The sequence below is a fragment of the Geminicoccaceae bacterium genome (genome assembly GCA_020638465.1).
Lineage (GTDB): Bacteria > Pseudomonadota > Alphaproteobacteria > Geminicoccales > Geminicoccaceae > JAGREO01.
In genome coordinates this window covers 1,362,945-1,384,261 of the sequence record JACKIM010000001.1, presented here as the reverse complement: position 1 = coordinate 1,384,261, position 21,317 = coordinate 1,362,945, and the positions used below count along the sequence as shown (strand labels likewise).

General features: G+C 59.8%; 21 protein-coding genes and 1 tRNA gene. 11 read left to right on the top strand and 11 right to left on the bottom strand.

The window, feature by feature from the left end:
• Positions 1-32: 32 nt before the first annotated feature.
• From H6851_06595 to H6851_06585, 3 genes are all read right to left on the bottom strand, one after another.
• Positions 33-833 (bottom strand): outer membrane protein assembly factor BamD, encoded by an 801-nt coding sequence (locus tag H6851_06595; GenBank protein ID MCB9943275.1) that lies wholly within the window; start codon positions 831-833, stop codon positions 33-35.
• A 240-nt stretch (positions 834-1,073) separates the two neighbouring features.
• On the bottom strand, positions 1,074-1,700 hold the full coding sequence (locus tag H6851_06590; GenBank protein MCB9943274.1) for a ParA family protein: 627 nt from the start codon (positions 1,698-1,700) through the stop codon (positions 1,074-1,076).
• Positions 1,701-1,762: 62 nt separating this feature from the next.
• Positions 1,763-3,298, bottom strand: coding sequence for a CHAD domain-containing protein (locus H6851_06585; GenBank protein MCB9943273.1), 1,536 nt, complete (start codon positions 3,296-3,298; stop codon positions 1,763-1,765).
• Positions 3,299-3,420: 122 nt separating this feature from the next.
• Between H6851_06585 and H6851_06580 the strand changes: the two genes are divergently transcribed.
• The 5 genes from H6851_06580 to H6851_06560 all read left to right on the top strand — a co-directional run bounded on the left by H6851_06580 (position 3,421) and on the right by H6851_06560 (position 9,715).
• Complete coding sequence (locus tag H6851_06580) at positions 3,421-4,293, top strand: universal stress protein (GenBank protein ID MCB9943272.1); 873 nt, start codon at positions 3,421-3,423, stop codon at positions 4,291-4,293.
• A gap of 423 nt (positions 4,294-4,716) precedes the next feature.
• Entirely contained in the window at positions 4,717-5,733 is a 1,017-nt protein-coding gene (locus tag H6851_06575; protein ID MCB9943271.1) for a TRAP transporter substrate-binding protein, read from the top strand.
• A gap of 114 nt (positions 5,734-5,847) precedes the next feature.
• Complete coding sequence (locus H6851_06570; GenBank protein ID MCB9943270.1) at positions 5,848-6,474, top strand: TRAP transporter small permease; 627 nt, start codon at positions 5,848-5,850, stop codon at positions 6,472-6,474.
• Between the two features lie 3 nt (positions 6,475-6,477).
• The gene (locus H6851_06565) at positions 6,478-7,851 is read left to right on the top strand and encodes a TRAP transporter large permease subunit (GenBank protein MCB9943269.1); all 1,374 of its coding nucleotides are present in this window, start codon (positions 6,478-6,480) and stop codon (positions 7,849-7,851) included.
• Between the two features lie 163 nt (positions 7,852-8,014).
• A complete protein-coding gene (locus H6851_06560) occupies positions 8,015-9,715 on the top strand; it encodes a cation:proton antiporter (GenBank protein MCB9943268.1) in 1,701 nt (566 codons plus the stop codon).
• 6 nt (positions 9,716-9,721) lie between these two features.
• Here the strand turns inward: H6851_06560 and H6851_06555 are convergent, their stop codons facing one another.
• Both H6851_06555 and H6851_06550 read right to left on the bottom strand, forming a co-directional pair.
• Complete coding sequence (locus H6851_06555) at positions 9,722-10,030, bottom strand: DUF167 domain-containing protein (protein ID MCB9943267.1); 309 nt, start codon at positions 10,028-10,030, stop codon at positions 9,722-9,724.
• Between the two features lie 39 nt (positions 10,031-10,069).
• Positions 10,070-10,357, bottom strand: a complete 288-nt coding sequence (locus H6851_06550) for a YggT family protein (protein MCB9943266.1) — start codon at positions 10,355-10,357, stop codon at positions 10,070-10,072.
• A 162-nt stretch (positions 10,358-10,519) separates the two neighbouring features.
• Here H6851_06550 and H6851_06545 point away from each other — a divergent pair.
• Positions 10,520-10,595 (top strand) — tRNA-Ala (locus H6851_06545).
• Between the two features lie 286 nt (positions 10,596-10,881).
• On the opposite strand, the gene H6851_06540 is transcribed toward H6851_06545, so the two are convergent.
• Positions 10,882-11,397 (bottom strand): tyrosine-type recombinase/integrase, encoded by a 516-nt coding sequence (locus H6851_06540; GenBank protein MCB9943265.1) that lies wholly within the window; start codon positions 11,395-11,397, stop codon positions 10,882-10,884.
• 24 nt (positions 11,398-11,421) lie between these two features.
• Positions 11,422-11,937: an IS1 family transposase gene (locus H6851_06535; protein ID MCB9943264.1), complete on the bottom strand. Its 516-nt coding sequence runs from the start codon at positions 11,935-11,937 to the stop codon at positions 11,422-11,424.
• Positions 11,938-12,044: 107 nt separating this feature from the next.
• Here H6851_06535 and H6851_06530 point away from each other — a divergent pair, with 107 nt between their 5' ends.
• Entirely contained in the window at positions 12,045-12,563 is a 519-nt protein-coding gene (locus H6851_06530) for a transposase (GenBank protein MCB9943263.1), read from the top strand.
• Between the two features lie 449 nt (positions 12,564-13,012).
• Here the strand turns inward: H6851_06530 and H6851_06525 are convergent, their stop codons facing one another.
• Positions 13,013-13,630 (bottom strand): peptidoglycan-binding protein, encoded by a 618-nt coding sequence (locus tag H6851_06525; GenBank protein ID MCB9943262.1) that lies wholly within the window; start codon positions 13,628-13,630, stop codon positions 13,013-13,015.
• Positions 13,631-13,860: 230 nt separating this feature from the next.
• Between H6851_06525 and sdhC the strand changes: the two genes are divergently transcribed.
• Genes sdhC through H6851_06505 form a run of 4 tightly spaced genes read left to right on the top strand, consistent with a single transcriptional unit; the run spans position 13,861 to position 17,249 of the window.
• The gene (gene sdhC / locus H6851_06520) at positions 13,861-14,247 is read left to right on the top strand and encodes a succinate dehydrogenase, cytochrome b556 subunit (protein ID MCB9943261.1); all 387 of its coding nucleotides are present in this window, start codon (positions 13,861-13,863) and stop codon (positions 14,245-14,247) included.
• A 24-nt stretch (positions 14,248-14,271) separates the two neighbouring features.
• Positions 14,272-14,649: a succinate dehydrogenase, hydrophobic membrane anchor protein gene (gene sdhD / locus H6851_06515; protein MCB9943260.1), complete on the top strand. Its 378-nt coding sequence runs from the start codon at positions 14,272-14,274 to the stop codon at positions 14,647-14,649.
• Between the two features lie 3 nt (positions 14,650-14,652).
• Positions 14,653-16,443 carry a succinate dehydrogenase flavoprotein subunit gene (locus H6851_06510; protein MCB9943259.1) on the top strand — a complete coding sequence of 597 codons (1,791 nt, stop codon included), beginning with the start codon at positions 14,653-14,655 and terminating at the stop codon, positions 16,441-16,443.
• A 23-nt stretch (positions 16,444-16,466) separates the two neighbouring features.
• On the top strand, positions 16,467-17,249 hold the full coding sequence (locus H6851_06505) for a succinate dehydrogenase iron-sulfur subunit (protein ID MCB9943258.1): 783 nt from the start codon (positions 16,467-16,469) through the stop codon (positions 17,247-17,249).
• A gap of 247 nt (positions 17,250-17,496) precedes the next feature.
• Here H6851_06505 and H6851_06500 read toward each other — a convergent pair whose 3' ends face one another.
• The 3 genes from H6851_06500 to H6851_06490 form a co-directional block, all read right to left on the bottom strand.
• Positions 17,497-18,942 carry a HAMP domain-containing protein gene (locus H6851_06500; GenBank protein MCB9943257.1) on the bottom strand — a complete coding sequence of 482 codons (1,446 nt, stop codon included), beginning with the start codon at positions 18,940-18,942 and terminating at the stop codon, positions 17,497-17,499.
• Positions 18,932-19,621: a response regulator transcription factor gene (locus H6851_06495; protein ID MCB9943256.1), complete on the bottom strand. Its 690-nt coding sequence runs from the start codon at positions 19,619-19,621 to the stop codon at positions 18,932-18,934. Before H6851_06495 ends, H6851_06500 begins: the two co-directional genes overlap by 11 nt.
• Before the next feature lie 81 nt (positions 19,622-19,702).
• Complete coding sequence (locus H6851_06490) at positions 19,703-21,226, bottom strand: Do family serine endopeptidase (GenBank protein MCB9943255.1); 1,524 nt, start codon at positions 21,224-21,226, stop codon at positions 19,703-19,705.
• Between the last annotated feature and the right edge of the window lie 91 nt (positions 21,227-21,317).

The following is a 21,317-nucleotide window of genomic DNA, read 5'->3' as shown; positions in this document are numbered from 1 at the left end:
CATCCGCCTCGAACGGGATACCGGAAACCGGCCTAGAAGATCCGCGACAACCACGAACCCTCGTCGGCCTCGGGCTTGAGTCCCTTGTCTTCGAGCAGGGCGTAACTCTCCGCGTACCAGCTGCTGTCGGGATAATTATATCCGAGAACCGCAGCAGATGCCTGCGCCTCGGTCGTCACACCGAGAGCCATATAGCATTCTGTCAGGCGATGCAGCGCTTCGGGCACATGAGTGGTCGTCTGGTAGGCCTCCACCACTTCGCGAAAGCGATTGATCGCGGCCACGTATTGCTGCTTGCGCTCGTAATAGCGCCCTACCGACATTTCCTTGCCGGCGAGATGATCCCTGGCGAGATCCATTTTCAAAATGGCGTCGCGCGAGTAGTCGCTTTCGGGATAACGCTGGGTGAGCACACGAAAGGCCTCGAGCGCCTTTTCGGTCATCTCCTGGTCGCGCCCCACATCGGTAATCTGATCGTAATAGGACCGGCCGATCAGATACTGGGCATAGGGCACATCCTTGTTGCCGGGATGGAGTTCGATGAAACTCTCCAGCGTGGATATGGCGTCGGGGTAGAACTGCCCCTCGTAATACGCATAGGCGGCCATGATCTCGCCGCGGACTGCCCAGGTCGAATAGGGATGCTGACGCTCGACCTCCTCGAATCCACGAGCTGCCGCCTTGTAGTCCCTGGCCTCCAGCAGGGTCTGGGCGTCGGCGTACAGTTCCTCCGCCGGTCGCTCGACATATTCCTCGTCGCCCGCCTTCTGGCCGGCACAGCCAACCAGCGATGCAAGTAGCAGTCCTGCAACACCAAGGGAAAGGCGCCGCATGGCATGATGCAACCTTTGATTGAAAAATCGTAGCATGCTTTGGGAGACCTCGCAGGCGTCAACGACATAAGCACATATGCGTGTACAACCTAGCGTTTTCAATTCCGTCCTGCCAGCCAGAAGCAATCCGTCGAGGAAATTGCCGTTCCAAAATGTTCGCCGCACCACGGCTGCCCGATTGGCGTCCTCGCCTCCCGCGTGCCACGTGGACCCTGGCACCATGGTTCGGACGATCGCCGATCAGGCAGCATCCTCGACAATCGAGATCAGCGGCAGCCAGTCCCGGCGGAATTCCTCAGCCTTGCGGGCATCCAGATCGAATATCCCCAGCCCTGAACAGGCGGTTTCGTCATAGATTGCCCGATCATGAATGGTGGCTACCGGCCCATGTCCCACGTCGGCAAGGAAAGCCAGCTGCCGCTGGGCCGAACGGGATCGTTGCCGGACACGATTGGCCACCACCAGAACCGACTTCTTTCCCTTGCGGATGGGCTTGATGCGATCAAGCCGATCAAGGAACCGCCGCGTGCTCCCTTCGTCGAAGGTCGACGGAAGCACCGGGATGAGCAGCAGGTCGGCCTCGCGCACCAGATCGTCCACGTCACCAATGCTCAAACCGGCCGGTACGTCGATCACCAGTCGCTGGACATCTTCCGGAACCTTGTCCATGCCCTTGCGCCAGTCCAGCCCCATGATCGCGGGCATGGTGTCCGGGCGGGACTTCAGCCAGGTGAGACTGCTCTTCTGCCGGTCAACATCCGCAAGTGCTGTCCTGAACCCTCCCTGGGCAAATGCCGTGGCGAGATTGGTGGCGATCGTCGTCTTCCCGCAGCCTCCCTTGATGTTGGTCACCAGCACGGACAACACGGCCGCCTTCTCCCTGCATCATGCCCCACGATACCCGGTTCCCGGCGCAGCACCACACGACTTCACTTCCAGAAGGGCTTGCTCTCGGCAAATGCCCGCCACGCCTCGTCAAGTTCTGCACGCGATACCGCCAGGGCGCAAGCGTGCCAGCCATGCAGGAAGCCCGCGCTGCGAACAATTTCAAAGCGATCTTCACCAAGGTCATTTCGCGCGAGAAGACTATCGATCCGGTCGCTGCATTCCGCCAGATCGTTGGCCTGCCCCATCGAGTCCTGTAGCGATGCCAGAAGTTTGCGCCCTTTCTTCACCTTGCGGCCCGGGAACAACGGCGAAAGGAAATCGGTGGCATAACGCAGTTTTTTCAATGCCAGCCGCAATTCGTGGCGTTCCTCATCGGAGAGACGCTCGATCCTGCGTCCACGCTTGAGCAATTTCTTCAGCCGCTTGTCCAAAAGCACCTCGGCAACGGTCACGAGCCTGCCGCTCACATGCGGCGCCTTCCAGCGATCGAGTTCGATCCAGGCAACGAGGTCAAGGACCAGGTCGGCATGGTCGCGGCTGGTCAGATAGTGGCGGAGATCGGCGTGAGCCTCCATGCGGGCACGTGCAGCCACATCCAGCAGGCCCGTCAGATCGGCATGCACGACCAGATCGTTCCAGTAGGGCTCCAGCAGCTCCTCGACAAAGACATCGATCTCCCGCGCCGGTCCCAGCGCCTTGAGCGCTGTCTGCAACCTCGGCGCCAGTGTCCTCAGCCCCGCTTCATCCATCCATGGCGCAAACAGGACAAGAGCCGAACGCATCCTGCGGATCGCGATGCGCAACTGATGCACACCTTCGCTGTCGCGACCGTCGATCGCGGCAGGTTCGTTGTCCAGCCAGGTCGTCAGGCAATCACGCAGGATCGTGCGTATTCCATCCCTGAGCGAGATATCCTTCTCGAAGTGCGGCGACTGCCTCTTGCTCCAGGCGGGCGGCTGGTCGTGGCACAACCGGTAACCCCGTTCGGCCTTGGGCTCGGTTCCGATGCGCACGGGAACCCAATCGCGAATTTCCTCGACAAGGGAAAAGATCGCCCGCGAATGACCTCCCTTGAGTTCCAGCTCGATCTCGGCAACAGGCAGGCTCTTGTCGTTGGCATCGATGCGACCGACGTCGAGGGCAATCTCCACCTTGTTCGAACCATCGCTCCATATGGCCTTCTGCCGCTCGAACATGGTCGTGAACACCGGCTTGATCTGCTCGGGCAGCACCAGTCCCAGGCGATCGAGCGCCTTCGCATCGCCGATGCGGGTCATGTCGGGATCGGGCCCGTCCAGCGCGACCTCCCACTCGCCGCGGACCGAGAGCACTCCACCACTCCCGGCAGTCTTGAGCGTCTGCAGATAGTGCTTGCCGACACGACGGACGCGCAGCGCCATGCGACGTTGCCGGAGCCGTCCGTCATCCGTATCGTAATAGGTGGTTTCGAGCGACTGCCGCCGTATGTCGGACTTGTCCGACAGGATCGGAAGCTCGTTGAGATCCAGCTTTGTCGCCTTCCGGGGATCCAGCAGCAGCTTGAGTTCGATCTCCTGTGAAGTGCAATGGTCTACCATCCGGCATGTCCCCCCTCGGACGTTAGATGCCGGGCTAGTCGCCAAAAGCGACGCCATTGACGAATCCCCGACGCTGATACAGATCAATGCAAGTGGTGACAGCCCCTCTCTAGATAACGGATGTGACAAGTCAGAGGTTCATTTCAGCCATGCAGTACAAGGATCTTCTTGTCGTTGTCGACCGCAAGCCGACCGCGACCAAGCGTCTCGAAACCGCCTTTGAACTGGCCCGCGCACTCGATGCCCATCTGACGGCGCTGCTGATGATTCCCGAACCGGCCAATCCTGTCATTGCCGGCGTACCCATGCCGCTGGAGATTCTGGAGAACCAGCGCGAGCTTATCGCGAAAGAGGCGGCCGACACCATTGCCACGGTACGTTCCCACGCCGACCGTGCAGGAATACCCCTGGAGACCCGCACCGAGACGGCATCCTTCGAACAGTGGCCGTCGCGACTAGCACGCCAGGCACGCCATGCCGATCTGACCATCATCGGCCAGGTCGAGCCGGAAGAAGACGACAGTGCCGAAGTGGCCCTGATGATCGAGGCTGCATTCATGCAATCGGGCCGCCCGGCTCTGGTCGTCCCCTATGTCGGCGCACGCAACCTGCCGCCCGAGCGGGTTCTTGTCTGCTGGGACGGGTCGCCGGAAGCGGCGCGTGCCCTGAACGACAGCCTGCCGATCATCGAAAGCGCGCGCTCGACCACATTGCTGATCATCGATCCCGAGAAGTACCGGTCAACGGTCGGGGAACTTCCCGGAGCAGATGCAGCCACCCACCTTGCCCGCCATGGCATCAATGTCCAGATCAGGACGGTGACAGGAAATGGCATGGCGACCGGTGAAGTCATACTGAACGAGATCAGTGACAACGGCGCCGATCTGGTCGTCATGGGCGGTTATGGCCACTCGCGCCTGCGTGAGATGGTGCTCGGCGGAGCGACCCGCAAGCTGCTGGAGAGCATGACCGTGCCGGTATTGATCTCGCACTGACAACAGTCCCGCACATCATCGCGTCAAGCGCGCCATGGTGCGCTTGACGCGGGCAGACCTCCAGTTCCATGATGGAGCATCGTCGCGGGCGTCAGGTATGCCTGCGACTGTATCTGGGATGTTCGGAAGCCGGGTACCCCTGTCAGGTATTGACCGGCAAGTTGCAAAAATATCACCCACAGAACCTCGAATTTCACACATCTGACAACATCATCGTCCAGTGAAAATATGCAGTGGGCGATCAGTTCCGTACCGAATTTCCGGCACCTCGATACTCCGATAGCCTACAAATTCTGCACCGGGCGACCGGCACATGAATTGCCTCGCCGGAAAACTGAAGTATGGTCGCGCTGTGTCGACCGACTGATCCAACTTCCGATCTTGCGGCCGACCGCAAGACTGGAACGACCAGGGAGCATCCTCATGAAGTCCCCCACAAAACTGCTTTCCGCCCTGATGGCGACTGCCATGGTTGCACTGGGCGCCTCGGCCGCGCAGGCGAATTGCGATCCCGGTGAGACCGTGATCAAGTTCACCCATGTGACCAACACGGACAAACACCCGAAGGGTATTGCCGCAGCCCTGCTGGCTCAGCGTGTCAATGACGAGATGAACGGCACCGCCTGCATGGAGGTCTATCCGAACTCGCAGCTCTATGATGATGACAAGGTGCTCGAAGCGATGCTGGCCGGCGATGTCCAGATGGCCGCCCCATCGCTGTCGAAATTCGAGACCTTCACCAAGAAGTTCCGCCTGTTCGACCTTCCCTTCGTGTTCGAGGACGTCGACGCGGTGGACCGTTACCAGGCATCCGACGATGGCAAGGCCCTGCTCGACAGCATGCGCCGCCGCGGCCTGCAGGGGCTCGGCTTCTGGCACAACGGCATGAAACAGCTTTCGGCCAACAAGCCGCTGCTGATGCCGGAGGACGCCAGGGGCCTGAAGTTCCGCATCCAGCCCTCCGACGTTCTACAGGCCCAGTTCGAGGCTCTCGGCGCCAATCCCCAGAAGATGGCCTTCTCCGAGGTCTATGGCGCACTGCAGACCGGCGTCGTCGACGGTCAGGAAAACAGCTGGTCGAACATCTACGGGCAGAAGTTCTTCGAGGTGCAGGATGGCACCACCGAGACCAATCATGGCATTCTGGACTATCTCGTGGTGACGTCCACCGACTTCTGGGACGGTCTGCCCGATGACGTCCGTACCCAGCTCAAGACGATCCTCGATGAGGTGACGTCACAGCGCAATGCCGAGTCGACGGCGGTCGATCTACAGAACCGGCAGGCGATCCTTGATGCCGGCGGCGTCATCCGCGAACTCGACAAGGAGCAGCGCGATGCATGGGTAGCGGCGATGAAACCCGTCTGGGAGAAGTTCGCCGGCGATATCGGTCAGGACGTGATCGACAAGGCGGTGTCGTATAACGACGCCTCGAACTGATCGCATCGAACGGCCGAAGGTCGACGGGGACAGCAATCCCGTCGACCTTCTGACGCAGCCCGACCAAGGCTCGCACGATATACGACGAGCCGTCCCGCAGGGGGGAACAGGATAATGAGCGCGCCAGCCGCGACCGGATTCGGTCGAATAGTCAACGAGATCGAAGAATCGCTGATTGCAATCATTCTCGGTTTGATGACCGTCATCACCTTCGTCAATGTGATAGCCCGCTACGTCTTCAATACCAATATCCTGTGGGCATTGGAGACCACGGTCTTCCTGTTCGCCTGGCTGGTATTGCTGGGTGCATCATATTGCGTGAAGACCCGCGCACATCTGGGTGTGGATGCGGTGATCAACATCGTCTCGCCACCGGTTCGCAGGATCCTCGCCATCGTCTCCGTCCTCAGTTGCTTGCTGTTCAGCGCACTGTTGCTCATCGGCGCGTGGGAATACTGGTGGCCATTCGTTACCAAGAATGTCTGGTACGAAGTCAATGACATCCCGATGTTCGACTGGCTGCGCTTCATCGAACCACTGATGAACGAGAACGAGCCTTACGAGAAACTGCCGAGATTCATTCCCTATTTCGCCTTGCCGCTCGGCATGACCCTCATCACGTTTCGCTTCATCCAGGCCGCCATCGCCGTTTTCAGGGGCGAGACCGACCGCATCATCGCCAGCCATGAGGCTGAAGACCTCGTCGAAGAAGCTGCAGCAAAAGCGGACAAGGGGGACTGATCCATGGATGTCGTCATTCTCTTTTTGATGGTCATTGCCTTTTTGCTCATCGGCGTGCCGATCGCCGTATCGCTGGGCTTGTCCTCGATCCTCTTCCTCATGGTTCTCAGCGACAGTTCGCTCGGTTCCATCGCCCAGACGCTTTTCAACGCCTTTGCCGGTCATTACACGCTTCTCGCCATTCCCTTCTTCATACTCGCCTCGACCTTCATGTCGACCGGCGGTGTGGCCAAGCGCATCATTCGCTTCGCCATCGCCTGCGTCGGCCACCTGCAAGGCGGCCTCGCCATCGCCGGCGTATTCGCCTGCATGCTGTTCGCCGCCCTGTCCGGCTCGTCGCCGGCAACCGTGGTGGCCATCGGCTCGATCGTCATCGCCGGCATGCGTCAGGTGGGTTACACCAAGGATTTCGCCGCGGGCGTCATCTGCAATGCCGGCACACTCGGGATCCTCATCCCGCCATCTATCGTCATGGTGGTCTATGCCGCATCGGTGGACGTATCGGTCGGGCGCATGTTCCTTGCTGGCGTATTTCCCGGCCTGATTGCCGGCCTGATGCTGATGGCGGGCATCTACATCGCCGCCAAGGTCAAGGGCCTGCCCGCCCAGCCATGGGCCGGATGGGAAGAGGTCTTCGCTTCCGCCCGCGATGCAGGTTGGGGATTGTTCCTCATCGTCATCATTCTCGGTGGCATCTATGGCGGCATCTTCACTCCCACCGAAGCTGCGGCCGTGGCCGCGGTGTATGCCTTCATCATCGCCAATTTCGTCTACAAGGACATGGGTCCGCTCAAGGGCGATGGCGAACAGCACCTCTCGTTCTGGAAGCGGCCGCACAGCATCATCACCGTCCTCTTCCACCCGGACACGAAGAACTCACTGTTCGAAGCCGGCAAACTTACCATCATGCTGATGTTCATCATCGCCAATGCGCTGATCCTCAAGCATGTGCTCACCGACGAGCAAATTCCGCAGGCCATTGCCGGGTCAATGTTGCAAGCAGGCTTCGGGCCACTGATGTTCCTCGTCGTGGTCAATGTCATCCTGCTCATCGGCGGCCAGTTCATGGAACCGTCAGGGCTCATCGTCATCGTTGCCCCGCTGGTTTTCCCGATCGCGATCCAGCTGGGTATTGATCCCATTCACCTGGGGATCATCATGGTGGTGAACATGGAGATCGGCATGATCACCCCACCGGTCGGCCTTAACCTGTTCGTGACCTCCGGCGTCGCCGGGATGCCCCTGATGCGGGTTGTCAGGGCGGCGATGCCGTGGTTGGGAATCCTGTTCATCTTCCTCATTCTCGTCACCTACGTGCCGATCATCTCCACCTGGCTGCCCACAGTCATGATGGGGCCGGAGATCATCACCAACTAGCAACGTCCGGGCATCCTTGTCGGTTGGCAAAACCGGCCAACCAGGGCAAGGATGCCCGGATGACACATTCACCGGAGCCGCTTCCAGAGTTCCGACGGGGCATATCGCATCGTGACGCGATAATTCGAGTTGACGCCGTCAACTTCTGGTTCTTTCTGACGCCATGGAAGAGTTGCATTACCTCGTCGAAGTTCTGATCGTGCTGGCGGCGGCCGTGGTCTTCGCGGCGGCCGCCATACGGCTCAACCTTGGCCCGATCGTCGGATACCTGGTCGGCGGTGCGGTCATTGGCCCGCCCCTGCTTAATCTTGTCAAAAGCCCGGAGCTGTCGGGCTTCCTTGGCGAGATCGGTGTCGTTTTCCTGCTGTTCACCATCGGCCTCGAACTGCCGGTGCAACGCATTCGCACAATCGGCATGCGCACCCTGGTGATCGGCGTGCTGCAGGTGGGTGTGACAACGGCCATCATTGCCTGGATCGCCTCGACTTTCGGTATCGGATCGGCCGGTTCCATGGCGATCGGCGCCGGCCTTGCACTGTCCTCGACGACCATCGTCCTGCGCCTGCTCACTGACCGAGGCCAGCTCACTTCGCGCGTCGGACGGGCCGTCTTTGCCATCCTGATGATCCAGGATCTGCTGGTCGGCCCGTTGCTGGTGGCGATCCTGGCGCTGGGCGAAGGCAGCGACAACCTGCCACTCGTTCTGGGGCTTGCCCTTGGCAAGGCGGTTCTGGCGGTTGCCCTGATCTTTGCCATCGGGGGGCGTCTTCTGGCCTTGCTCTACCTGCCAATCGCAGCGGTCAAGACTCCCGAACTGTTCACCGGGCTGAGCGTACTTGTCGTGCTGGGCGTCGGCTTTCTCACCCACGCCGCCGGCCTGTCGCTTGCCTTCGGCGGCTTCCTTGCAGGCGTCCTGCTGGCCGACAGCGTCTATCGGCATCAGATCGCAGCCGACATCCGTCCGTTTCGCGGGCTGCTGCTGGGCCTGTTCTTTGTCAGTGTCGGCATGCAGCTGGATCTGGGCATCCTGTTCGATCTTCCGATCGAGGTGCTGCTCGTCGTCGCCTCCCTGTTTGCCATCAAGGCCGTCATTATCGCCACATTGGGATTGTTGTCGGGCTTGGGGTTACGCAACGCCGTTCGCCTTGGCATCATGCTGGCGCAGGGGGGTGAATTTGCGTTTGTGTTATGGTCCGAGGCGAGTTCACAGGGACTGCTGGGCGATCAGGTCAGCCGGTTGCTGATCGTGGCGGTGGCGATCAGCATGGCCCTGACCCCGTTCCTGTTCATGCTTCTCGACCGTCTGGCGGTGCCATCGGGACCATCATCGGCGCCTGTCGTCAATGAGCCTGAATCGATCGAGGAGATCGAGGATCATGTGGTCGTCATCGGCTGCGGCGTTGTGGGTACTCAGGTGCTTCTGCAATTGAGCGAGCGACACGTCCCGGTGCTGGCTCTCGACCGCGATGTCGACAAGGTCCGCCAGTTGCGGCGGCACACCGAACATGCATTCTTCGGCGACGCCACCCAACCCGATGTGCTGGAGATGATCCACATCGAGCGCGCCCGGGCGGTCGTGATCGCGCTCGACGACCCCCGCCAGGACCTGCTGGTTGTCGGCGTGTTGCGTTACCTCTTCCTGGACATGCCGATCCTCGCCCGCGCTCATGACGAGGCCCATGGACAATTGCTGGAGCGGGCGGGCGCCACATCCGTCATTCCCGAGGTCATCGACACCGGGCGTCATCTGGTCGAAGCACTCCTTCTCGGCGGCGTGGCGGGTCGATTGCCGGTCCTGCCTTCCGGAAGGGATACCCTCGCGGACGAGAATGCGACTACCGAAGAGAACATCGGTAAAGGTTGAAATCTGTCAGCAGTGGCGGCTCAGGGTCTCGACAATCGCCCGTACGTCGCCCTCGATCCGCAGGCGCTTTTGCCGTGACAGCTCGCCATGAACGATGCTGATCGACGATTTCGCCACTCCCAGCACCTTTGACAGCAATTTCACCAAAGCTGCGTTGGCCTTACCCTTGTCTGGCGGCGGCGTGACTCCTACCGCAAGCCAGCTCTCACCATCGTGGGTCTCGCTCACGCCGTTGATGCGTTGCTGGCGGGCATTGGGAGTAAGCCGCACCTGCAGGACCAGGGCATTATCGACAATTTTGCAACAGCTTTCCAGCTTTTCGGGCACAACTGTCACCAGGCACCCATTCCCGTTTCAGTAACAGCCGAGAACATCGCTGATCAGCAAGGTACGCAGGAACATCAATCCCAGGATGAGGATCATCGGCGAGATGTCGAGCCCGCCCATGGAGGGCAGGAAATTGCGGATCGGACGCAGGGCGGGTTCGGTAATCCGGTGGAGGAACTCACCGATCTGGTAGACGAAGCGATTTCCCGTATTGACCACGTTGAACGCCACCAGCCATGTCAGCACGACCGATGCGATGAGCAGCCAGATGTAGAGGCTGATGACCGTATCGACGAGCTGGCAGATGGCAATCATGACTGAGCCTTTCAGATCCGGGAAAAAAGCGATGCAGGCGCCGGCGACGCTCCATCGTAGCAAAGTACGTGTCTGCCAGTTATGGTCTTCGCCACAAACTTGCAAGTATCTTGACTTCCCCTCCCCCACCTCGCATACACCCATCCCGAACGAACTACCCGTGGGGCCGTAGCTCAGTTGGGAGAGCGCTAGAATCGCACTCTAGAGGTCGAGGGTTCGACTCCCTTCGGCTCCACCATTTTCCAAGAAATTTCAAGAAGTTAGCGCCTAGCAGTTCCTAGGATTTTTGGCATAAATCGAAAGAAGTCGGCGATTTTACCCGCAGCGGGGTAAATCGGGGTAATCAACCCTAGATTTATTCCAGAGGTTCATTGTTTCAAGGCTGAAACGATCTCTGAGAGTTAGGCGCATAGGTTAGGCTTTGGAAATTCAAAGAGTTAGCCCGAGGTCGCCGCAGGTTGCCTCCCTGCCTTCTTCTTTATTGACCGCGTGGTCCGTTTTTCTTCTACGCGACTGAGTGCCCTTCATTCGTCGATGAGGTCGGCAATCCCTCTGATGTCGGCAGCCTGAAGGTGCGTGTAACGGTTCGTCATGGCCTGGGTGCGATGGCCAAGGAACTTCTGGATGTGCGCCGGATTGGCTCCTTTGGCGACCAGCCGGGTCGCGGCGGTGTGACGCATCGAATGGAGAACCCAGTGTTCGAGACCCAGGGCTTCCCGGCATTCCTTGACGCGGCGGCGGAGCGTGGACAGTGAAAATGGCCAAGGAAGGTGCTCGGCGAGAATCTGTTGAGCGCGAGATGACAACGGGACGGCCCGCATCACCGTCTTCTTGCCATAGCCGTTGCGGCTATTGCTGCCACCATCCGCCACCTCAGCGGCTAGGTGATGGTCCATCTCGGCATTCAAAACCCGCTCGGCGATCGAGCGCTTGAGATCATCCAATAACCCACCCTTGTCGAACATCGTCGACGGGTCACGGCCGGCCATCAACTGGTCGACGAGTTCATCCGACAAAACAGGCTTCTTGCGTGCAGGCATGTGATGGTTCCTCTCTTTCCATCATCATGGCCCGTACACGAAAGTCCTGACAGGCCCCCGCGACCCCTTGAACGAACGCCGGAAGAAGGTCTCGTCGGCTTCGACGATACCCGAAAGCGCCTCGGCATCGGCCACTCCCGCCCGAAGAAAGCGATGCCGCCAGCGAAAGCTCGTCGCCACCGCCACCCGGCAGATCTTCGCTGCCTTGCGAACAGTGTCACTTCGGGAAAGACAGGCGGTGAAGCTCAACCATTGCGCCTTCCTGCGCAGGCGCGCCAGCGGTGTGCCGGTCAGCGCGTTGAACGTCCGGCCGCAGGTCGCACACCGAAAACGCCGCAACCCGTGACTCCTGCCCCACGGCCGCGAACCTTCCGCCCGGCAATGCGGGCAGGCCGGCTCCGGGCCAAGGCGAGCTTCCAGAAGCCCGATCACCACCGCCTCGTCCCCGCCACCGGCAAGCGCCGCTTCGAGCCGCTGTTTCTGCTCAACGTCAAGGCGAGCAACCATCGAAAGAAGGAGTTCGAATTCCTCGTTGCGCATCAGTCGGTTCTCCCAAATCTATAGAGAACATAACACGAACAACAGCTAACGGGAACTGAGCCTTCGGCTTTGCTCTTTGGCAGGAAGCGGCCGGAACCGGCGCCGATCTGCTCTGGCGGGTCAAGAAGAACATCCGGCTTGAGGTCGAAAAGCGCTTTGATGACGGTTCCTGGCTCAGCCGCATCTATCCTTGCGAGAAGGATCGCCCGCACGGCGCGAATGCCGTCACCGTCCGGGTCATCGACTACCAGCTCGAAGGTGTCGAAAATGCCGAGCCGCTCTACCGGCTGATCACCACCATCCTCGATCCCAAGACCGCACCGGCCGACGAACTCGCCGCCCTCTATCAAGAGCGCTGGCAAATCGAAACCGCTTTCGACGAATTGAAAACCCACTTGCGCGGCGCCCGGATCGTACTGCGAAGCCGCACTCCCGATCTCGCCATCCAGGAATTCTACGGCCTCCTCATGGCCCACTTCGCAGTCCGCCAACTCATGCACGACGCCGCGCTCACCGCCGACGAAGACCCCAACCGGCTCTCATTCCTCCATGCCGTGCGCGTCATCCGCCGCAAACTCCCGCAAGCCATCGCCATTCCCCCCGAAACTCCGGACCGCATTCCATGACGCCGTGCTCATGGAAATCCTCGACGAACGCGTCCCGCAGAGACCAGGCCGAACCAACCCACGCGCCGTCAAACGCAAGATAAACAACTACCCCACCAAATCCCGCACCGGACCATACAACCCGAAACAGCAAAAACCGACCATCGTCATTATAAAGTGAACGGCATTGCGCCTAGCCGCCATGAAACGCGGGGCAGTGTGCCCAAACGAAAACCCGTCCCTGCAACCTCAAACAATCCAAAAGTTCGCGCCAACGGCGCCACCGAAAAGCTCAGCCAAAAAATGACACTTCCCAACCCTCATCAATTTTTCGGGCTAGTCGGTTAGCAAAGCCCTCGATCCTGCCGAACTCCTTGTAGACCATCAGTCAGTCTCGCGTTGTTTGTCTGCGGACAGCAAACCCAGGCTTGGTCGAATGGATGAATATCGTGGTCGGAAAGGTGCGGAGTTCAGCTGCCGAACAGGCCGCGGAACAGATTGAGCAAGGTTGCCTGGTCGGGCAGGCCGTTGGTATCGAGGCCGATCGATCTCTGGAAACTCTTGAACCCACTGGCGGTCTTGGGTCCGTATTTGCCGTCTGCCGTACCCGTAAGATGTCCCAGGTCAATGAGGCGCTGCTGCGCCATTCGCATGATCTCGCGATAGATTTCGAGCTTCTTGCCATCACCGATGTCCACGGTCTCTACTGGACTTTGCGTCTTGAGGCTCGTGGATTTCATGGCGCCCAGCATCAGTTCCACGGCAACATAGACCGGCTGGTCGGGCCGGTTCTGACAATGAACCGTAAGGAGTTCGGCAAGCAGTTCCACCCGCTGCCACGGCGTTGCATCGAACAGCTTGTCGGTATGACGGTTTGCCGCGGTGATATATCCCTCAAGCCAGCCTAACAGGAGCAGTGTCCGTTCGTCCTTCTTGGCAACGACATCGGCCAGTTGCTTGCACACGATGCCTCCGGCCCCCTTGACCGCATACCGCCCTTCGGAGTCCGCAGCATTGGCGGTCAGTGCCCATGACAGGCAGGAGAATCCGGCCAGAGCGATCAGAATCGATCCCAGGCTCTTTTTCATAGTTGCGGTCCTTCGATGGCTGAACCGGCCAGCATCGGTTGTCGACACCATGCCATTGCCCCAAGGTAGAAATGAAATCCCCCTTTCGCAACTTGAAACCACATTGACGTCGCCGGCAAGGGACCTTCGTCGAAGGGGTGCGTCAACAGGATACCGTTGCGGCATGCGGCATGACCACGTAAGACACTGTCCACAGTTCGCACATGACCAGCAACCTGGAAGGGGAGCCCATGGCACGCGCCGCCAGACCTGTCTCGCCGCATCTGCAGATTTATCGCTGGTATCTGACGATGGCGCTTTCAATCGCTCATCGCGTTACCGGCGCTGCACTGACCTTCGGGCTCGTCCTGCTCACGTTCTGGCTGCTGGCCCTCGCCGGGGGCGAGGACAGCTTCAGCACCATGCGGTCCATCATGGACAATCCGTTCGGTTGGCTCGTGATGATCGGCCTGACTCTCGCGCTGTTCTTCCATACCGCCAATGGCATTCGCCACCTCGTCTGGGATGCGGGTTACGGCTTCGACAAGGAAACGGCGCGGTCCTCCGGCATGATCGTCATTCTCGTCGCCGCTGTGCTGACGTTGATCACCTGGATCAGTGTCGTCATCGCCGCCTGACGGTCGAACGGGAGGGAATTTATCATGCGCTCAGCTATTGGCCAGGTTCGCGGTCTCGGTTCTGCCGGGGAAGGTGTCGGTCACTGGAAGAACCAGCGGCTCACTGGCGTTGCCAATGTCATCCTCATCGTATGGTTTGTCTTCCAGGCCGTCGGTATGACCAACGCCACCCGGCTGGACTGGCTCGAATGGTTTGCCAGTCCCATCCACGCCACCGGTATGGTGCTGCTCGTCATGTCGGGCTTCTGGCACGCGGCATTGGGAGTTCAGGTGGTCATCGAAGACTACATTCATTGCGAGGCGCTGAAAGTCGCTTCGTTGACGGCACTCGCGCTGGTCAGCTTCGCGCTGGCCGCGGTCGGTGTCGTTTCCATTCTCATGCTTGCCACTGGAGGTGCTTGAGGCATGGCCGAGGCCTATCCGATCACAGACCACAGCTTCGACTGCATCGTTGTCGGCGCGGGAGGCTCGGGCCTTCGAGCTGCCGTGGGGATGGTCGAGGCAGGGCTGTTCGTTGCCTGCATCACCAAGGTCTACCCGACCCGTTCGCACACCGTTGCGGCCCAAGGGGGCATCAATGCCGCGCTCGGGAACATGAACGAGGACGACTGGCGCTTTCACATGTATGATACTGTGAAAGGCTCCGACTGGCTCGGCGATCAGGATGCCATCGAGTACATGACGAGGAACGCTCCGGCGGCGGTCTACGAACTCGATCACTACGGTGTGCCGTTCTCACGCACCGAGGAAGGCAGGATCTATCAGCGCGCCTTCGGCGGTCAATCGGTGGGTTTCGGCAAGTCGCAGGCCTACCGTACCTGTGCGGCGGCCGACCGCACGGGGCATGTCATCCTGCACACGCTGTTCCAGCAGGCCCTGAAGAACAAGGTCCAGTTCTTCAACGAGTATTTCGCGCTCGAATTGTTGATGGATGATGAAGGTGTCTGTTGCGGCGTCATGGCCATGTGCATCGAGGACGGTTCCATCCACCGTTTCCGTGCCCAGCAGACCTGTCTGGCCACGGGTGGTTACGGCCGCGTCTATTTTTCCTGCACCTCGGCCCATACCTGCACCGGCGATGGCAATGCGATGGTGCTGCGAGCCGGCCTCCCATTGCAGGATCTGGAGTTCGTGCAGTTTCACCCCACCGGCATCTATGGCGCCGGATGCCTGATCACCGAGGGCGCACGTGGCGAAGGCGGCTATCTGACCAACAGCGATGGCGAACGTTTCATGGAACGGTATGCTCCATCGGCCAAGGATCTTGCCAGCCGCGATGTGGTCAGCCGGGCCATGACCATCGAAATCAACGAAGGCCGTGGTGTGGGATCGAACAAGGATCACATTCATCTGCACCTGGAGCATCTCGATGCCGAGTTGCTGCATCAGCGCCTGCCGGGCATTTCCGAAACTGCGAAGATCTTCGCCGGCGTGGATGTAACCAAGGAGCCGATACCTGTCGTGCCGACCTGCCACTACAATATGGGCGGCATTCCCACATCGCATCGGACCGAGGCGCTCAATTCGAAGGATGGCAATCCCGATACGCCGGTGCCGGGGCTGATGGCCGTCGGCGAGGCGAGCTGTGCGTCGGTGCACGGGGCCAATCGTCTCGGTGGCAATTCGCTCATCGATCTTGTCGTATTTGGCCGTGCTGCGGCTCACAGGGCTGCGGAACTGGTCCAGCCAGGAGCCAGCCTCCGCCCGCTGCCCAAGGACAGCCACGACAAGGCGGTCTCCCGTGTCGACAGGCTGCTGTCCGGCAAGGGGGGTACACCGACAGGTGAGATACGCCTGGCGATGCAGCGCTCCATGCAGAAACATGCCACCGTTTTCCGCGAGGGGCCGGCGCTCGAAGAGGGCTGCCGTTCCATCGACAGCATTGCTTCCACGCTCGATAAACTGGCCATCTCGGACAAGTCGCGGATCTGGAACAGTGATCTCGTCGAGGCGCTGGAGCTGCAAAACCTGATGTCGCAGGCGGTTGCCACGGTAAACTCGGCCTTGCATCGCACCGAGAGCCGCGGAGCTCATGCGCGCGAGGATTATCCGGAGCGCGACGACGAGAACTGGATGCAGCACACGCTCGTATGGGTGGATGAACAGTTCAAACCCCGCATAGAGATGCGACCGGTACATTACTATACGCTCTCGAACGAGGTCGATGTCGTTCCCCCCGCCAAACGTGTTTACTGATTCGAACGGTTGAGGATCTTCTCATGGCCGAAATCAATCTTCCGAAAAACAGCCGTATCGAAGAAGGAAAGAAGCATCCGGCACCGGCCGGCGCGAAGCGTACAAAGACTTTCCGCATCTATCGCTACGAGCCCGAAGACCAGCAGAACCCCCACATGGACTCCTTCGAGATCGATCTCGACGATTGCGGGCCGATGGTTCTCGATGCGCTGATCAAGATCAAGGGTGAGACGGACAGTTCGCTGACCTTCCGCCGTTCCTGCCGCGAGGGCATCTGCGGCTCGTGTGCAATGAACATCGACGGACACAATACGCTGGCCTGTACCTGTGCCATCGAGGATGTGAAGTCCGGCGAAGTGACGGTCTATCCTTTACCGCACATGTCCGTGATCAAGGACCTGGTCGTCGATTTCACGCATTTCTGGGCGCAGTACGAATCGATTCATCCCTGGCTGCGTACAGAAAGCGCCGATCCGCCCAAGGAACGAACCCAGTCCGTGGAAGACCGGGAAAAGCTCGATGGGCTCTATGAGTGCATCCTGTGTGCCTGTTGCAGCACATCGTGTCCATCTTACTGGTGGAACAGCGATCGTTATCTCGGTCCGGCCGCATTGCTGCAATCCTATCGCTGGATGGCCGACAGCCGTGATGAAACCAAGGGGGAACGGCTCGATGATCTCGAGGATCCGTTCAAGCTGTACCGCTGCCATACCATCATGAACTGCACCAATACCTGCCCGAAGGGCCTCAATCCGGCGAAGGCAATCGCCGAGATCAAGAAACTTCAAGTAGAAAGAAAGCTATAAATGTTCCCTTAATTGTAGCCTTGGCGGCTCTGTTATCTTCTGTTAATCGTTGATTCATAAAGAGGTAAAAGCCCACACACGCAGGTCCGATCTCAATAGGAGGCATTCGTGCCTCCTTTATTTTTTTGCTTTGGTCATTTTTCGCATCTGCATGACGTCTGTGACGGTATTTCCAGTCCGAATCATGTAAAAGAAGATTGCTGATATGTGCACATGAACAGGTGCGGATATCCAGTCGCTTGTTTTGCTACTGCGACAGGGAGGCTGCACCGGAGGCAGGATTGCCGTTGTGGGGCTGTGTCTGGAACAGCAGCGTTATGCGCAACCCGGGAGGTGTTTCGCGGGACGCGTCCTCGATCAGCATTTCCGCTTCGTGGAGGCGGGCCACCGCCTTGACCAGGCTGAGACCGAGACCGTTGCCGGGTGTCGAACGTTCCGGTGCCAACCGGACAAAACGCTCAAGCACCTTGTCGCGCATCCCGGCCGGAATGCCCGGGCCGTTATCGCTCACGCTGAGCCAGGGAATACGCTCGGCACGCGTGCTGCCGCTCCTCACCCCGCAGCTCATGATCACATGGCCACCATCGTGGCTGTACTTGATCGCATTGTCGACGAGATTGGCCAATGCCTGCGACAGCAACTGACGGCTGCCGGTGACAAGGCATTTTCCATTCGTTTCGACGGCCAGGCCGATGCCGTTCTCGTCAGCCAGCGGTTCGAACAGTTCATAGACATCGGCAAGCAAGGCCGACAGGTCAAGCACTTCCCATTCCGCCCGACGTTCGCCCGCATCGGCCCGGGCAATGCTCAACAATGCGTTGAAAGTACCGATCAGCCCTTCGGCATCGGCAATCGTTGTCGCAATGAGTTCGCGAGTGGCGGGATCGCTCGGCTCTTCGGATAACGCCATTTCCAGCCTCATGCGCATCCGCGACAGTGGTGTGCGCAGATCGTGCGCGATGTTATCCGTCACTTCCCGCATGCCGACCACCAGCCGCTCGATGCGGGCCAACATGGCATTCAGGTTGTGCGCGAGCTGATCGAACTCGTCACCGCCACCGCGCGTCTCGATCCTGCGGCCGAGATCGCCGGCCATGATCTCGCGTGCAGCGCGGTTGACCTCATCGAGCCTGCGGGTGGTCCAGCGGGCAATGAGAAAGCCGACGACAACGGCGATCAGCAACATGAATGCCGCACCCTGCATGATCTTGCTTCGAAGACTTTCTTCCAGCCGCACCCTGTCCTCGATGCTGCGTCCGACCAGCAACCGGGCGACATTCTTGATCTGGATGGTACGTGCCACGGCGCGCGCCGCACCGCCATTGCGGGTGGGAATGGCAAAGTAGTTATAGCCGTCGTCGGTCTGGATACTGTCCGGCCAGTAGGGCAGATTGCCGGCGATAGGCTGACCCGCGCGATCCACCAGCAGATAGATGCTCTCGCGGTCGCGATCAGGTGAACGGATACGCTGGTCGATCACGATACCGAGCCCGACCAGCCCGCCCTGATCGAACTGCTCGCGCAAGCCGGTGATTTCCGCGGAAATCGTCTCGTCCGTCTGCTGCCGCATGTAGGACGTGCTCTCGCGATAGATGAAGGTGAGCAATCCGGCGGCGAGGACCGCGAATGTCAGGAGATAGACGATGGTCAGGCGTAGTGTCGCCGACCGCAACAGGTGCTGGCTAACCGGCACGCAAGCTGTATCCTGCACCCCGCACCGTCTGGATCAAGGAGGTATCGAACCCCTTGTCGATCTTGTTGCGCAGGCGGCTGATATGGACATCGATCAGGTTGGTTTGCGGGTCGAAATGGTAGTTCCAGACTTTCTCCAGCAGCATCGTGCGCGTCATCACCCGTCCGGCATGACGCATGAGAATCTCCAATAGGAGATATTCCCGAGGCTTGAGGTCGATCGGCTTGCCTCCACGACGGACCTGCCGGCTGATGAGATCCATTTCCAGATCGGCATAGGTCAACCGTGTGTCCGATGAATGACCGCCGTCGGGTCTGGAACTGCCACGTCGGTCGAGAGCCTCAAGGCGTGCGAGCAGTTCGCTGAAGGCATAAGGCTTGACCAGATAGTCGTCTCCGCCCGCCTTGAGTCCTTCGACACGGTCGTCGACCTCGCCCAGAGCACTCAGGACCAGAACCGGCGTGGTATTGCCGGTCGCTCTCAAGGTGCGAATGACCGCGAGTCCATCGAGTTCGGGCAGCATTCGATCGGTGACGATCGAATCAAAGCTCTCGCTGGCGGCCATCAACAGGCCTTTGCGTCCGTCGTGAGCCACATCCACCGCATGCCCTGCTTCGGTGAGGCCCTTGCGCATGAAATCGGCCGTCGAAGGATCGTCTTCGATGATCAATATCTTCATGGAACTCGCGTGGTGCTGGCGCCTGAAAAAAAGAGGAGGCAGCACGGGCTGCCTCCCTCAGGCTAGGGTAAGGAGAAGACATCATGAAACCGAAATGGGTACCGCGACGAAGATCTGGTTCTGATTGCGGGCAATTCGCAACAGGATCGCCTCGCCCTTCTCGTCGTGACGCTCGCGAACGGCCTTGCGGACATCGTCGACCGTGTTGATCGGCCGGCCATCGGCCTCGAGCAGGATGTCGCCGGGGCGGATATCCTTTTCCGAAGCAGGCGAATCGAAATCGACATCGGTAATCAGAAGACCGTGGTCGACCCCGGCCTTTTCCCGGGACTGCGGATCCATCGTCTGAAGGTGCAGGCCCAGCCGGGGCTGATCGCTGTCACCCTGGACACTGTCGGCCGATGCTACCTGCTCATTGGGCATGCTGCCGATCGCAACACTCAGCTCTACCGGCTCGCCCTCGCGAATGACGTCGAGCACGGCCTCGGTACCAGGCTGAATGGCAGCGACCTTGCGGGTCACGTCACGAACCTTCGCGACCTTGTCGCCGTCGATTTTGCGGATCACATCGCCCGACTGAATGCCCGCCTTCGCCGCCGGGCTGTCATCCATGACATTGGCGACCAGCACGCCCTCGTCATCGCCAAGCTCCAGCGCCTTGGCCAGATCGTCGTCAAGCGGCTGGATGGTGACACCGAGCCAGCCACGCTCGACCCTGCCATCGTCAAGCAGATCATTGACGACATCGTGGACGAGGTTGGACGCTATGGCGAAACCGATACCGACACTGCCGCCCGACGGCGAATAGATCATGCTGTTCACACCGACCACCTGACCGTCGAGATTGAACGTCGGGCCGCCGGAGTTGCCGCGATTGATCGAAGCATCGATCTGCATGAAGTCATCATAGGGCCCGGCACCCAGTTCACGGCCCGTTGCCGAGACGATACCCGAGGTGACGGTGCCGCCGAGGCCGAACGGGTTGCCGACCGCCACGACTCGTTCACCGACCTTCACCTTGTCGCTGTCGGCAAAAGCCACATAGGGCGTCGGCTTGCCGGCATCGATCTGCAGGACGGCCAGATCCGTCTTTTCATCGACCCCCTTGAGGGTAGCCGGATAGACCGTGCCGTCATGGGTCACGACCTCGATCTTCGAGGCCTGGCGTACCACATGGGCATTGGTGACGACGTGACCGTCCGCATCAATGAAGAAACCGGACCCCTCGCCACGCACGTGCTGGCGGTTGGAATGGCGTTCGGGCTGTCCATCCTGATTGCCGAAGCGCTGGCCAAACTGCTGACCGAAGAAATGCTCGAAGAAGTCGCGCATGTCCGGGGAGATTTCCGGGCTCATGCCCGTCCCGCCCGCCATCTGCTCGTCGGCTTCACCGCTCACGCGGACATTGACGACTGCCGGAATGACAGCGTCGACAAGGTCGACATAGCCGTCGCGATAGGCGGAATCGGTGGTGATCTCGTGAGGAACGGTGATGGGTTCACCCTGACTGGCCGCTGCCAGCGCGCCAGCCGACGCGAGCGCCAGCGTGCTGATACCCGCCATTGCGAGCGACTTCTTGATACTGAACAGGGAAGCAATGCTCATTTTCTTTCGACCTTGTGGGATGATTCCGTTCGACCCTCTGCGGACCGATAGGGCGTAGTTGGGGAGCGATCCTGTCAGGAACTTTGCGCCC

Excerpts from the sequence above, each read along its gene's own strand:
- H6851_06595 (MCB9943275.1), bottom strand. The coding sequence starts at position 833 with ATGCGGCGCCTTTCCCTTGGTGTTGCAGGACTGCTACTTGCATCGCTG.
- H6851_06585 (MCB9943273.1), bottom strand. The coding sequence starts at position 3,298 with ATGGTAGACCATTGCACTTCACAGGAGATCGAACTCAAGCTGCTGCTG.
- H6851_06575 (MCB9943271.1), top strand. The coding sequence starts at position 4,717 with ATGAAGTCCCCCACAAAACTGCTTTCCGCCCTGATGGCGACTGCCATG.
- H6851_06570 (MCB9943270.1), top strand. The coding sequence starts at position 5,848 with ATGAGCGCGCCAGCCGCGACCGGATTCGGTCGAATAGTCAACGAGATC.
- H6851_06565 (MCB9943269.1), top strand. The coding sequence starts at position 6,478 with ATGGATGTCGTCATTCTCTTTTTGATGGTCATTGCCTTTTTGCTCATC.
- H6851_06560 (MCB9943268.1), top strand. The coding sequence starts at position 8,015 with ATGGAAGAGTTGCATTACCTCGTCGAAGTTCTGATCGTGCTGGCGGCG.
- H6851_06550 (MCB9943266.1), bottom strand. The coding sequence starts at position 10,357 with ATGATTGCCATCTGCCAGCTCGTCGATACGGTCATCAGCCTCTACATC.
- H6851_06540 (MCB9943265.1), bottom strand. The coding sequence starts at position 11,397 with ATGCCTGCACGCAAGAAGCCTGTTTTGTCGGATGAACTCGTCGACCAG.
- H6851_06535 (MCB9943264.1), bottom strand. The coding sequence starts at position 11,937 with ATGCGCAACGAGGAATTCGAACTCCTTCTTTCGATGGTTGCTCGCCTT.
- H6851_06525 (MCB9943262.1), bottom strand. The coding sequence starts at position 13,630 with ATGAAAAAGAGCCTGGGATCGATTCTGATCGCTCTGGCCGGATTCTCC.
- sdhC (MCB9943261.1), top strand. The coding sequence starts at position 13,861 with ATGGCACGCGCCGCCAGACCTGTCTCGCCGCATCTGCAGATTTATCGC.
- sdhD (MCB9943260.1), top strand. The coding sequence starts at position 14,272 with ATGCGCTCAGCTATTGGCCAGGTTCGCGGTCTCGGTTCTGCCGGGGAA.
- H6851_06510 (MCB9943259.1), top strand. The coding sequence starts at position 14,653 with ATGGCCGAGGCCTATCCGATCACAGACCACAGCTTCGACTGCATCGTT.
- H6851_06505 (MCB9943258.1), top strand. The coding sequence starts at position 16,467 with ATGGCCGAAATCAATCTTCCGAAAAACAGCCGTATCGAAGAAGGAAAG.
- H6851_06495 (MCB9943256.1), bottom strand. The coding sequence starts at position 19,621 with ATGAAGATATTGATCATCGAAGACGATCCTTCGACGGCCGATTTCATG.
- H6851_06490 (MCB9943255.1), bottom strand. The coding sequence starts at position 21,226 with ATGAGCATTGCTTCCCTGTTCAGTATCAAGAAGTCGCTCGCAATGGCG.